The organism is Pseudomonas inefficax, from assembly GCF_032164165.1.
In the GTDB taxonomy this organism is placed as follows: domain Bacteria; phylum Pseudomonadota; class Gammaproteobacteria; order Pseudomonadales; family Pseudomonadaceae; genus Aquipseudomonas; species Aquipseudomonas inefficax.
On the sequence record NZ_CP134401.1, the window covers coordinates 904321 to 917564 of the forward strand.

Annotated in this window: 10 protein-coding genes; 1 reads left to right on the top strand and 9 read right to left on the bottom strand. The window is 63.3% G+C overall.

What is annotated here, in order from left to right; translation table 11 throughout:
* Nucleotides 1–19: 19 nt before the first annotated feature.
* Both RIN61_RS04080 and alaS read right to left on the bottom strand, forming a co-directional pair.
* Entirely contained in the window at nt 20–1255 is a 1236-nt protein-coding gene (locus tag RIN61_RS04080) for an aspartate kinase (RefSeq protein ID WP_112253149.1), read from the bottom strand.
* Nucleotides 1256–1336: 81 nt separating this feature from the next.
* The gene (gene alaS, locus RIN61_RS04085) at nt 1337–3961 is read right to left on the bottom strand and encodes an alanine--tRNA ligase (RefSeq protein WP_313855898.1); all 2625 of its coding nucleotides are present in this window, start codon (nt 3959–3961) and stop codon (nt 1337–1339) included.
* 303 nt (nt 3962–4264) lie between these two features.
* On the opposite strand from alaS, the gene RIN61_RS04090 reads away from it, so the two are divergent.
* On the top strand, nt 4265–5437 hold the full coding sequence (locus tag RIN61_RS04090; RefSeq protein ID WP_112253151.1) for a M91 family zinc metallopeptidase: 1173 nt from the start codon (nt 4265–4267) through the stop codon (nt 5435–5437).
* A gap of 50 nt (nt 5438–5487) precedes the next feature.
* On the opposite strand, the gene astE is transcribed toward RIN61_RS04090, so the two are convergent.
* From astE to RIN61_RS04125, 7 genes are all read right to left on the bottom strand, one after another.
* Nucleotides 5488–6495, bottom strand: a complete 1008-nt coding sequence (gene astE, locus RIN61_RS04095) for a succinylglutamate desuccinylase (RefSeq protein WP_112253152.1) — start codon at nt 6493–6495, stop codon at nt 5488–5490.
* Between the two features lie 10 nt (nt 6496–6505).
* The gene (locus RIN61_RS04100) at nt 6506–6796 is read right to left on the bottom strand and encodes a topoisomerase II (protein WP_003256592.1); all 291 of its coding nucleotides are present in this window, start codon (nt 6794–6796) and stop codon (nt 6506–6508) included.
* Between the two features lie 14 nt (nt 6797–6810).
* A complete protein-coding gene (gene astB, locus RIN61_RS04105) occupies nt 6811–8160 on the bottom strand; it encodes an N-succinylarginine dihydrolase (RefSeq protein ID WP_112253153.1) in 1350 nt (449 codons plus the stop codon).
* 23 nt (nt 8161–8183) lie between these two features.
* Complete coding sequence (astD, locus tag RIN61_RS04110) at nt 8184–9647, bottom strand: succinylglutamate-semialdehyde dehydrogenase (RefSeq protein ID WP_112253154.1); 1464 nt, start codon at nt 9645–9647, stop codon at nt 8184–8186.
* Entirely contained in the window at nt 9648–10676 is a 1029-nt protein-coding gene (gene astA, locus RIN61_RS04115; RefSeq protein ID WP_112253155.1) for an arginine N-succinyltransferase, read from the bottom strand. It lies immediately after the preceding gene.
* Between the two features lie 78 nt (nt 10677–10754).
* A complete protein-coding gene (aruF, locus tag RIN61_RS04120) occupies nt 10755–11774 on the bottom strand; it encodes an arginine/ornithine succinyltransferase subunit alpha (protein ID WP_112253156.1) in 1020 nt (339 codons plus the stop codon).
* Between the two features lie 147 nt (nt 11775–11921).
* Complete coding sequence (locus tag RIN61_RS04125; RefSeq protein ID WP_112253157.1) at nt 11922–13142, bottom strand: aspartate aminotransferase family protein; 1221 nt, start codon at nt 13140–13142, stop codon at nt 11922–11924.
* Nucleotides 13143–13244: the final 102 nt, after the last annotated feature.

The following is a 13244-nucleotide window of genomic DNA, read 5'->3' on the forward strand; positions in this document are numbered from 1 at the left end:
CGCCCTTCCAGGCAGCGTATTACTCGCTCTGTCGTGCCGGAGCGTCGAGCTCGAACGCGGTGTGCAGCGCGCGTACGGCCAGCTCCAGGTACTTCTCTTCGATCACGACCGAAACCTTGATCTCGGAGGTGGAGATCATCTGGATGTTGATGCTCTCCTTGGCCAGGGCTTCGAACATGCGGCTGGCAACACCGGCGTGCGAACGCATGCCGACGCCGACGATCGAGACCTTGGCGATCTTGGTATCGCCGATCACTTCACGGGCACCGATTTCGCGGGCGGTGTTTTCCAGCACGCTCTGCGCCTTCTCGTACTCGTTGCGGTGTACGGTGAAGGTGAAGTCGGTGGTGTTATCGTGGGCAACGTTCTGCACGATCATGTCGACCTCGATGTTCGAGGCGCTGATCGGGCCGAGGATCTTGAAGGCCACGCCCGGGGTGTCCGGCACGCCGCGAATGGTCAGCTTGGCTTCATCACGGTTGAAGGCGATACCGGAAATGATCGGCTGTTCCATGGATTCCTCTTCATCAATGGTAATGAGGGTACCCGGACCCTCCTTGAAGCTGTGCAGCACGCGCAGCGGAACGTTGTACTTGCCGGCGAACTCCACCGAACGGATCTGCAGCACCTTGGAACCGAGGCTGGCCATTTCCAGCATCTCTTCGAAGGTGATCTTCTCCAGACGCTGGGCCTGTGGCACAACGCGCGGGTCAGTGGTGTAGACGCCATCGACGTCGGTGTAGATCTGGCACTCGTCAGCCTTCAGCGCAGCCGCCAGGGCCACGCCGGTGGTGTCGGAGCCGCCACGGCCCAGGGTGGTGATGCTGCCGTGCTCGTCGACGCCCTGGAAGCCCGCCACCACGACCACGCGGCCTTCCTTGAGGTCGGCACGAATCTTCTGGTCGTCGATCTGCAGGATGCGCGCCTTGTTGTGCGCGCTGTCGGTGAGGATGCGCACCTGGTTGCCGGTGTAGGACACCGCTGGCACACCACGCTTGATCAAGGCCATGGCCAGCAAGGCAATGGTGACCTGCTCACCGGTCGACACGATCACGTCCAGTTCACGTGGAACCGGGTGATCGGTAATCTGCTTGGCCAGGTCGATCAGGCGATTGGTTTCACCGCTCATTGCCGACAACACAACCACCAGGTCGTCGCCCGCCTCACGGTGTTTCTTGACCTTTTCGGCTACCTGCTCGATCCGCTCGATGGAACCGACAGAGGTGCCGCCAAATTTCTGTACGATCAACGCCATTTCAATGGTGCCTCAGCCCATACAGGGCCCCAAAAAACAATCCAACATGAAGGGGGACGACTAGACCATCCCCCCTTCATCTCAAAGTCCCTGCTCTGCGAATGGCACGGCCAGCGCCAGGGCCTGGTCCAGTGCAGCGACGTCGACGCCACCTCCCTGGGCCATGTCCGGACGGCCACCGCCCTTGCCACCCACCGCCGCAGCGGCTTGTTTCATCAGATCGCCAGCCTTGAGTTGGCTGGAGAGGTCCTTGGTCACGCCGGCCACCAGCACGACCTTGCCCTCATGCTCGCTGCCCAGCAGGATCACTGCGTGGCCGAGCTTGTTCTTCAGCTGATCGACCAGGGCCAGCAGGGCCTTGCCGTCCTGCCCATCCAGGCGGGCGGCGAGCACCTTGGCACCCTTGACCTCAACGGCCGCGTTGGAGAGATCGTCCCCGGCGGCGCTGGCGGCCTTGGCCTGCAGCTGTTCCAGCTGCTTCTCCAGCTGGCGGTTGCGCTCGAGCACAGCCGACAGCTTGTCGATCAGGTTGTCGCGGTTACCCTTCACCAGTTGCGCGGCTTCCTTGACCTGCTCTTCGGCAGCGTTCAGGTACGCCAGCGCAGCAGCGCCGGTGACCGCTTCGATACGACGCACGCCAGAGGCCACGCCGCCTTCGCTGATGATCTTGAACAGGCTGATGTCACCGGTGCGCTTGGCGTGGATACCGCCGCACAGCTCTACCGAGAAATCGCCGCCCATGCTCAGCACACGCACGGTATCGCCGTACTTCTCGCCGAACAGCGCCATGGCACCCTTGGCCTTGGCGGTTTCGATGTCGGTCAGTTCGGTTTCCACTGCGGTGTTCTTGCGCACTTCGCGGTTGACGATGTCTTCCAGGGCCTTGATCTGCTCCGGTTTCACCGCCTCGAAGTGGCTGAAGTCGAAACGCAGGCGCTGGCTGTCCACCAGCGAGCCTTTCTGCTGTACGTGCTCGCCCAGTACCTGACGCAGCGCTTCGTGCAGCAGGTGGGTGGCGGAGTGGTTCAGCGAGGTGGCGTGCTGCACGTCGGCATCGACCTTGGCCTCGACCGGCGAACCGATCACCAGCGCACCGCTGGCAACAACGCCGTGGTGCAGGAAGGCACCGCCAGTCTTGGTGGTGTCGCGCACATCGAAGCGCGCAGCGCCAGCCTGCAGGTAGCCGGTGTCACCCACCTGGCCACCGGATTCGGCGTAGAACGGCGTGCGGTCGAGCACGACCACGCCCTGCTCGCCTTCACCCAGCTGGTCGACGGCCTGGCCGTCCTTGTACAGGGCGATGATCTTGCCCTGGCCTTCGGTGGCCTCGTAGCCGAGGAACTCGGTGGCGCTGTCGACCTTGACCAGGCTGTTGTAGTCCATGCCGAAGGCGCTGGCGGAGCGGGCACGTTCACGCTGGGCGTCCATCTCGCGCTCGAAGCCGGCCTCGTCGATGGTCAGCTCGCGCTCGCGGGCGATGTCGGCGGTCAGGTCCATCGGGAAGCCGTAGGTGTCGTACAGCTTGAACACCACGTCGCCCGGCACCACGTCGCCTTCGAGCTGGGCCAGGTCCTGCTCGAGAATGCGCAGGCCCTGCTCCAGGGTCTTGGCGAACTGTTCTTCTTCAGCCTTGAGCACACGCTCGATGTGCGCCTGCTGGCTGTTCAGTTCCGGGAAGGCCTCGCCCATTTCGGCGACCAGCGCGGCAACGATCTGGTAGAAGAAGCTGCCCTTGGCACCCAGCTTGTTACCGTGGCGGCAGGCGCGGCGAATGATGCGGCGCAGCACGTAGCCACGGCCTTCGTTGGACGGCAGCACGCCGTCGGCGATCAGGAAGCCGCACGAACGGATGTGGTCGGCGACCACTTTCAGCGAAGCCTGGCCCTCGTTGCTGCAACCGATGGCCTTGGCCGCGGCCGCCAGCAGGTTCTGGAACAGGTCGATCTCGTAGTTCGAGTGCACATGCTGCAGCACGGCGCTGACGCGCTCCAGGCCCATGCCGGTGTCCACCGACGGCGCTGGCAGCGGGTGCAGCACGCCGTCGGCGGTGCGGTTGAACTGCATGAAGACGTTGTTCCAGATCTCGATGTAGCGGTCGCCGTCTTCTTCCGGCGAGCCGGGTGGGCCGCCCCAGATGTCCGGGCCGTGGTCGTAGAAAATCTCGGTGCATGGGCCGCACGGGCCGGTGTCGCCCATGGTCCAGAAGTTGTCGGAGGCGTAAGGGGCGCCCTTGTTGTCACCAATGCGCACCATGCGCTCGGCCGGCACGCCGACTTCCTTGGTCCAGATATCGTAGGCTTCGTCGTCAGTGGCGTAGACGGTGACCCAGAGTTTTTCCTTGGGCAGGTTCAGCCATTTGTCGGAAGTCAGGAAGGTCCAGGCGAAGGTAATGGCGTCGCGCTTGAAATAGTCACCGAAGCTGAAGTTGCCCAGCATTTCAAAGAAGGTGTGGTGACGCGCGGTGTAACCGACGTTTTCCAGGTCGTTGTGCTTGCCGCCGGCGCGCACGCACTTCTGGCTGCTGACGGCACGCGTGTAGGCACGCTTCTCCGCACCGAGGAAGCAGTCCTTGAACTGGTTCATGCCGGCATTGGTGAACAGCAGGGTCGGGTCGTTGTTCGGGATCAGCGAACTGGAGGCGACTCGGGTATGTCCCTGCTCTTCGAAGAAGCGAAGGAAGGCTTCACGGATTTCTGCGCTTTTCATAGGTTCTTCCACGGAAACGGCGGCCGTTTTGGGCTAATACGTCGAATCGACGAAACGACGGCAAAGGGCGCCATTATAGCCAGCCTGCACAGGAGATACAGCGTGTTTATCGGCCCGAAATAGCCAATCGGCATTAAATCGTTATTGCGAACATAAAAATGCAGGCTATCCGGTTCAGCGCCTCGTCACAACGCTCCGCCTCGCGCCCCTGCACCTAGATAAGTACCACTCCCCGCCTGCCCAGACCTTTAGCCTTGGCCGCTGCATTACCTGCCGCCACCATCACTGCAAGCGAGGCCCCTCATGCACCCCAATCCCGTTTATTTCATTTCTGGTAGGACCAGCGGTTTTCAACAGTGGGCAGACACGTCCGTGGATGGCAGAGCCGTTCATCGATTCTACGAATACCGGGATGACAAGGTAGACGTCCTGCTGGAGCAGCTATGGTTCGAGCAAGGCCAGATCCCCGGAAGGCACCACATGGTGATTGACAGCCATGCCCCGGCCGTCGATGTCGATATTTCCGCCTACGATTGCCATCTGATGGCCAAGGTCGGCAACAAGACGTTCATCCTCGCCCCTACGCCCAGGCAAACCCTCATCATCAGAACCGCAAAGGGTGTGGCCAACGTTCAGGTGGCGCAGGAAGTGAAGACGCCGGTCATCATTCAGGCCGCAGACGGTACCACGCGTATCACCACCGGCGGTGGCATCACCGAGGTGTTCACCGGCGCTGGCGATGTGCAGATCGACGTGGGCCAAGGGCTGACGTTTATAAAGAGCGGTTCGGCGAACAGCCGTATCAACGGCCATATCCTGGTCGACGACCCTCATGATTCGGTGGTCTATGCCCGCAACCAGGCGGGCGACGCCCGCTTCGCACTGCCCCTGCCAGCGCCCTTCGACACGCTCGCCAGCAGCACATTCGACATACAGGGCAGCGATACCTTCAAGCAGGCCGTGCACAACCATCTGTTTTTCTTGCGCCACACGCAGTGCGGCCAGCAACTCCTGGCTGAGCTGGCAAAACGGTCCTGGATAAGGGTTAGCGAAACACAAGGGGCCACCCATTTTGGTGTCTACATTGCTGACCCGACTGACAGCGACCATTACCTGCGGCGCAACAGCCAGCTGGAATGGGTAGCCGGCTGGCCTGCAGAGGGTGGTAACCTGGCATTCAACCTGGCGCGCTCGCTCAGCGACAATTTGCCGCTGCTCGACCTTTACCGTTGCATGTGCGAGGCGTACAACGCCTTCAGCGGCACGACGATACCTGGCGATACCCTGATCAGGACTATCGATCGCCGGCAGATCAGGGTCGCTAACGCACACCTGCAGGCAATCGGCCTGCCGAGCGGCCTGCTGTACGATTTCGACAATGATCCCGACACAGCGCCGACCAACAGCAACCCACCGCCATTCAACGAAAACGCACTGCGAATGGAGCTAGGCCTGCCAGTGCGCACGTACTACTGAGCGTGTCCATGTGGTGCGCCTGAGCGCGCGCCACATGCCCGGACCAGCACTCAGCCCAACTGCTGCCCCGAGTCCGGCACGATCAGGATACCGGCGCGCAAGCCGTTCCTGACCTTGGGGTTGGGGAAGATGATGCGCGCCCCCTCCTCCTCGACCACCCAGCGCGTCTCGGCGAGGTCTTCGGCCAGCAGGTAGCCCTTGCTCAGCTCGGAGAAGTTCTCGATATCCGCCGGCAAGTGCAGGTGGAAGCTGTCGCTGTGCTTGATGATCTCGCGGGAAACGCTGAACAGCTGCAAGCCGTCCAGCGAGCCCTCGCCTTCTGGCTCGTTGGCTTCAATGATCTGGATCAGCCGCTCTTCCAGCTTGTCGAGGTTGACCTCCTCGTTCTGGCCGAACGGGCGGGCCTTGCCCAGCTCCAGGGTAAAGGCCTCGGCCTCGAGCTGTTCGTAGGTGAAGGCGCTGAAGGTAATCGACGACTTGCTCTGCAGCAACACCGCCTCCATGCCAGCTGCCGCCAGACGCGCCAGTTCGCGACGGGAATGCTTGCGCCCTTCTTTATAAGGGTACAAGGCGAACTGCTCGATCTTGGAACCACGAATGGCCGTATGCAGGTCGTAGTGCAAGCGGCTGCGCCCCGGCTTGCTGAAGAACACCCGGGCAAACTGCTCCAGCTCGGCAGCGCGCAATGCCTCAAAGCCGCTGGACAGTTCATGGCGGCCATTGAACAGGCGATTGATGTCCTGCTCGATGAAACGCTCGCCCTTGCGGATCGCTGGCGGGTTGCCGAACAGGAACAACACTCGCGCCTTCGGCTTGATCTTGCCATTGGCCACGCCGTGCAGCAGCCGTTCGAGCAACTCGATGGGGGCTGTTTCATTGCCGTGGATGCCGGCAGACAACAGCAGATCGAGCCCGCAATCGTCGCTTTCAGCCGGGCGCACCTCAAGTGCGCCCTCCCCCAGCCAGCGCAACCGCGCGCCCTTGGGTGTCACTTGGGTCTTCTCGGCCGGTTCGTGATCGGTGAGGGTCAGCTCAAGCAATTTGCCAAGGGCGAGCATAGGTACTTCCTTAGTGATGGTGGCCGCAGTCGGGGCCATGGACGTGATCGTCGTCTTCGCCGACCTCGGCCGGTTCCATTTCCAGCTGCAGGCTGACCAGGTTGGTGGCCATCGGGCGCAGCAGCAGGTTGGCGTACTCGGTGTCGTCTTCCTCGACATCCACGCCAATCAGCAGCTGGCCACGACCATCCTGCTGAATCCACACTTCCTTGCCTTGCCAGACCACGGCAAAGCGGGTGCAGGAAGTTTCCAACTGGGTGCCGTCTTCATCTTCCAGGATAAGGCGCAGGGCGTCGGTCATTGCAAAGTCTCTCTTCAAGGTTGGCGTTGGAACGGATACACCGAGCCCAACTTCAGGATCTGGGTCAGTTCGTCCAGTGCCGTACGGCATTCCACCAGCAATTGCGGGTCGGCCAGGTCCGCCTCGCCAAGGCGATCGCGGTAATGCTTGTCGACCCACTGCAGCAGAGTGTCATACAGCGAGGCGGTCATGATAACGCCTTGGTTGACGGCTGCCAGTTCCGTTTCCTTCAACGCCACGCGCAAACGAAGGCACGCCGGGCCACCGCCGTTCTGCATGCTCTGCTTGAGGTCGAACACCTTGACCTCCCGCACCGGGCCACCCTGGCTGGTCAACTGGCCCAGATAGGCCCAGACCCGCTCGTTGTTGCGGCATTCTTCCGGCACCACCAGCAGCATGGAGCCGTCATCACGGCTGAGCAGCTGGCTGTTGAACAGGTAGGAACGCACCGCATCCTCCACCGTCACCGCTGCCCGCGGCACGCAGATGGCCTGGAAGTTGCCACCCTTGCTGGCCAGTTTAGCTCGCAGCTGGCCAAGTACCGCGTCGGTGTCGAGGAAAGCGTCCTCGTGGTAGAACAGCACCTCGCCGTTGCCCACCGCAATTACATCGTTGTGGAACACGCCCTGGTCGATCACGGCCGGGTTCTGTTGAGCGTAGACCACGCCGTCGTCGCTCAGGCCATGCAGCCGGGCCACGGCCTGGGAGGCTTCCAGAGTTTGCCGGGCCGGGTACTTCTGCGGCGCCGGGTAGCGGCTGTCGAAGGCGCTGCGGCCGTAGACGAAGAACTCCACACCGGCCTCGCCATAGGCACGGCAGAAACGCGTGTGGTTGGCTGCACCCTCGTCACCGAACTGTGCCACCGCAGGCAGTGCCTCGTGGTGGGCAAAGTGCCTGGCGTCGCTGAACATGGCCCCCAGCACGCGGCTGGTGGTCGGGTGCTCGATGCTGCGGTGGTACTTGCAATTGAGGTTGGCAGCAGTGAAGTGCACGCGGCCATCGGCAGTATCGGCACTAGGGCTGACCGTGGCGGCGTTGGCCACCCACATGCTCGAAGCCGAGCAACTGGCCACCAGCAATGGCATGGCCTCCTTGGCGGCACGCTGGATCACTTCGGCATCGCTGCCGCTGAAGCCCAGGCGGCGCAGCGCGGCCACATCCGGGCGCTCCTGCGGCGCCAGCACGCCCTGCTTGAAGCCCATGTCGGCCAGCGCTTTCATCTTCGCCAGGCCCTGGCGCGCGGCTTCGCGCGGGTTGGAACCCTGCTGGCTGTTGCTCTGCGAAGCCACGTTGCCGTAGGACAGGCCGCCATAGTTGTGGGTAGGCCCCACCAGGCCATCAAAATTCACTTCGTAGGATTTCATCGGCTAGGCTCCGTGACCTGTTGTTATAGGGTAATGCCCGGCGTCAGGGTCGCCGGCAAGGCAAGGCTGGCGGTCTCCAGCGAAGCCACGGGGTAAGCGCAGTAATCGGCTGCGTAATAGGCACTGGCGCGGTGGTTGCCACTGGCGCCCACACCACCGAACGGCGCACTGCTGGCGGCACCGGTCAGTTGCTTGTTCCAGTTGACGATGCCGGCGCGGCTGCGCAGCCAGAAGTACTGGTAGCGGGCACGGGAGTCGGACAGCAAGCCGGCGGCCAGGCCGTACTGGGTGTTGTTGGCCTCGTCGATGGCAGCATCGAAGTCTGCATAGCGCACCACCTGCAGCAGCGGGCCGAAGAACTCTTCGTCCGGGCGCTCGGCCACGGCAGTGACATCGACAATGCCTGGGGTCAGCAGCGCGGCATCGGCCTGCGGCTGGGTCATTTCCAGCAGTTTCACCGCACCCTTGGCGACCAGTTCGGCCTGGGCCGCAATCAGCGCCCGTGCCGCCTGCAGCGAAATCACCGAGCCCATGAACGGCGCGGGCTGCTGGTCGAACGCGCCGACCGTGATGGTTCTGCTCACCTCGACCAGCCGCGCAAGCAGCGCATCGCCCCAGGCGCCTTGCGGCACCAGCAGGCGACGGGCGCAGGTGCAGCGCTGGCCAGCGGAAATGAACGCCGACTGGATGATGGTGTACACCGCGGCGTCGAGGTCCTTCACCTCATCCACCACCAGCGGGTTGTTGCCACCCATTTCCAGGGCCAGGATTTTGTCCGGGCGACCGGCGAACTGCTGGTGCAGCAGGTTGCCGGTGCGGCTGGAGCCGGTGAAGAACAGGCCATCGATACCCGGATTGGCGGCCAGCGCCACGCCGGTTTCACGCGCTCCCTGCACCAGGTTCAGCACACCCGCCGGCAGGCCGGCGGCAATCCAGCAATTAACGGTCAGTTCGGCGACCTTGGGCGTCAGCTCACTGGGCTTGAACACCACGCAGTTGCCCGCCAGCAACGCTGGCACGATATGGCCGTTGGGCAAGTGGCCGGGGAAGTTGTACGGGCCGAACACCGCCACCACGCCGTGGGGCTTGTGCCGCAGCACGGCCGTGGCATCGGCCAGCGGGCCGCTCTTTTCGCCGGTACGCTCGCGGTAGCTCTGTACCGAGATCGCCACCTTGTTGATCATGCTGGTGACTTCGGTCGCCGACTCCCACAGGGGCTTGCCGGTTTCCTCGCCGATGCACTGGGCCATGGCTTCGGCATGCGCTTTCAGTTGCGTGGCGAACTTCTCCAGCACATCGATACGTGCTTCCAGGCTCAATTGCGCCCAGGCCGGGAAGGCCTGACGCGCAGCCTGCACGGCAGCATCCACCTGGCTGGCGTCGGCGCCCTGCCCCTCCCAGACGACGGCTTGCGTCACCGGGTTGAGCGACTGCAGGGTTTCGCCCTGGCCGGCCTGCCAGTTGCCTGCGATGTAATGCGTGGTCATTTATTTGGCCTCCCGGCTTGCCGACAGCGGCACTGCGCGTACGTTGTCGCCGGCACCCATGCGCAGACGCTTGGCCGTCAGGGGGTCGACCACCAGGGTACCGGCGGCCAACCGCGCAGGTGCAGCCGTGATGCGGCAGTCGTCGCGCTTGCGGTTGTGAATGATGTAAGGCGTGGCGTCATCGCCCGGTGTGCCCACGGCCAGCACCAAGGTCTGGCTTTCGCGTACGGCGCGGATCTTGTCGGTGTCGCACTCGATGGCCGGGCCGGCATCGAAGATGTCGACGTAGCCCTGGTAGTTGAAGCCTTCCTGCTTGAGCATGGCCAGCGCCGGCTCGGTATCCTTGTGCACGCGGCCGATAACGTTGCGCGCCGCCTCGGAGAGGAAGCAGGTGTACAGCGGAAACTTCGGCATCAGTTCGGCAATGAACGACTTGTTGCCCACGCCGGTGAGGTAGTCGGCCTGGCTGAACTCCATCTTGAAGAAGTGCCGGCCCAGGCTTTCCCAGAACGGCGAGCGGCCCTGCTCGTCGGACATGCCGCGCATTTCGGCGATGATCTTCTTGCCGAACAGCTCGGGGAACTCGGCGATGAACAGCATGCGCGCCCGCGACAGCAGGCGGCCGTTGAGGCCGGAGCGGTAGTCGCTGCGCAGGAACAGCGAGCACAGTTCGGAGTTGCCGGTCAGGTCGTTGGCCAGGAACAGGGTGGGGATTTCACGGTAGATCTTCAGTTCCTGCGAGGCGCTGACGGTCAGGCCGACACGGAAGTTGTACCAGGGCTCGCGCAGGCCGACGGCACCGGCGATGGCACTGATGCCCACCACCATGCCTTCGTCGTTTTCCAGCACGAACAGGTAGTCGGTGTCGCCACGCTCGGCTTCGCCGCGGAAGCTTTTCTCCGCCCAGCCAACGCGATGCCCCAGGCGCTCTTCGTTGGCCGGCAGCGTGGTCAGCCCAGTGGTACCGGTGCTGCGTGCCAATTCGATCAACGCAGGCAAATCGCTGCTGCGTACAGGACGAACGATCATGCTATCTCCTTTTGCGGCGGCGGCGGCCGGCGCGAAACTCTTCTAACGCATCAATCCCGAAACGTCTGTTGCCAGACCTCAGACCGCGACCAGTCGCACGCTGGCACCCTCGCCCACCCCCAGCGCCTCGGCAGCTGCCAGGCTCAGGCTGACCGGTTTGCCCGGCACCCAGTCCAGCTCCAGCAGCACCGCGCGGTAGTCCTGCAACTGGCCGTTGCACACCAGGTATGGGCGCCCACCCTTGATCGGGGCGTCCTCGAGCTTGACCGGCACCACCCGGCTCTGGGCGATCGAGCGGATACCCGAGGTACGCGCATGCAGGGTCGGGCCACCATCGAAGATGTCGATGTAGTGCTCGGTCTCGAAGCCTTCGCGCATGAGGATGTCGAAGGTAATCTGCGCCCGAGGGTGCACCTGCCCCATGGCTTCCTGTGCCAGGTCAGGCAGCAGCGGCACGTAGATCGGGTAGTGCGGCATCAGTTCGGCGAGGAAGGTGCGGCTTTTCAGGCCGCACAGGCGCTCGGCGTCGGCGTAGTTGAGGTCGAAGAAGTTGCGGCCGATGGCATCCCAGAACGGCGATTCACCCTGCTCGTCGCTGTAGCCGACGATCTCGGTCACCACCGACTCGGCGAAACGCTCCGGGTGAGCGGCCATGAACAACAGGCGGCCACGCGAATTGAGCTCGGCCCAGCCACTGTTCACCAGTTCCGGCAGCACATAGAAGCTGGTCAGCAGGCTGTTGCCGGTCAGGTCATGGCACAGCGACAGGACGTGAATCTTGTTGTGGATCTTCAGCTCGCGCGATGCGTGCACGAAGGTCTCGTTACGAAAACTGTAGAACGGCTCAGAGTAGCCGGCCGAAGCGACGATGGCCGAGCAACCGGCCAGCTTGCCCGTTTCGCTGTCTTCGAGCACGAAGAAGTAGCTTTCTTCACCATTGAAGCTGACCTCGGCGGCGAAGGAAGTCTCGGATGCGGCGATCTTGTCGCCCAGGCGAGCGCTGTCGTCCGGCAGCGAGGTGACACCAATGGGGCTGTCTGCAGCCATGCGCTGCACTTCGTTCAGATCAGCCATTTGCGCGGGGCGCATCACCAGCATGGTGTCACTCCTTTGGAATACGGGCCGCTCACGGCGGCACGGGAAAACGGCAAGTGCACTGGCACCTGCACTGGGATCGGGTATCACCGGCTCGGTGCAGACTCGGGCTGAGCCTGCGCCGGGGCCGGCGAAGGGACCACGGGCGGATCAGCCCTTGGTCAGGGTGGCCACGGCGCGCTCGAAGCGGCCCAGGCCTTCATCGATGTCGGCGTCTTCAACCACCAGGCTTGGTGCGAAGCGGACCACGTCCGGGCCGGCCTGCAGCACCATCACGCCTTCTTTTTCGGCGGCGTTGAGCACATCCTTGGCCTTTCCTTTCCAGGCCTCGGTCAGCACACAGCCCAGCAGCAGGCCAACGCCACGCACCTGGCTGAACAGGTTGTACTGCTGGCCGATCTGCTCCAGGCGGACCTTGAAGCGTTCATGCTTGGCCTTGATACCGGCGAGGGTTTCCGGGGTATTGACCACGTCCAGCACCGCACAGGCGACGGCGCAGCCCAGCGGGTTGCCGCCGTAGGTGGTGCCGTGGGTGCCGACGGCCAGGTGCTTGGCCAGCTCGGTGGTGGTCAGCATGGCACCGATCGGGAAACCGCCGCCCAGGCTCTTGGCGCTGGTCAGGATGTCCGGGGTAACGCCATAGTGCTGGTAGGCATACAGCGAACCGGTACGGCCAACGCCGGTCTGCACTTCGTCGAAGATCAGCAGGGCATTGTGTTCGTCACACAGTTTGCGCGCGCCTTCCAGGTAGGCCTTGTCGGCCGGCACCACGCCACTCTCGCCCTGGATCGGCTCGATCACCACGGCGCAGGTCTTGTCGGAAATCTGTGCCTTCAGCGCTTCCAGATCGTTGTACGGCACATGGCTGATGCCGGTGATCTTCGGGCCGAAGCCATCGGAGTACTTCGGCTGGCCACCGACACTGACGGTGAACAGGGTACGGCCGTGGAAGCTGTTAACGGTGGCGATGATTTCGTGCTTTTCCGGCCCGAAGCGGTCGTGGGCAACGCGACGGGCCAGCTTGAAGGCGGCCTCGTTGGACTCGGCGCCGGAGTTGCAGAAGAACGCACGGTCGGCAAAGGTGGCGTCCACCAGCTTGTGGGCCAGGCGCAGGGCCGGCTCGTTGGTGAATACGTTGGATACGTGCCAGAGGGTGTTGGCCTGCTCGGTCAGGGCCTTGACCAGTGCCGGGTGGCAGTGGCCCAGGGCGTTGACCGCGATGCCACCGGCAAAGTCGATCAGCTCGCGACCCGACTGGTCCCAAACTCGGGAGCCCTCGCCTCGCACAGGAATGAAGGCCGCCGGAGAATAGTTGGGGACCATGACCTGGTCGAAATCGGCACGTTGCACCGGGGCTTGCTCAACGGACATCTGAGTCTCCTGAAGAGGAACGCTGGCCTGGAAGTGGCGAGCGATGGGGGGATTGTAAGGACTGATCAGCGCCTGTCCTTGCGGCCAAGCGACAACTTGTTA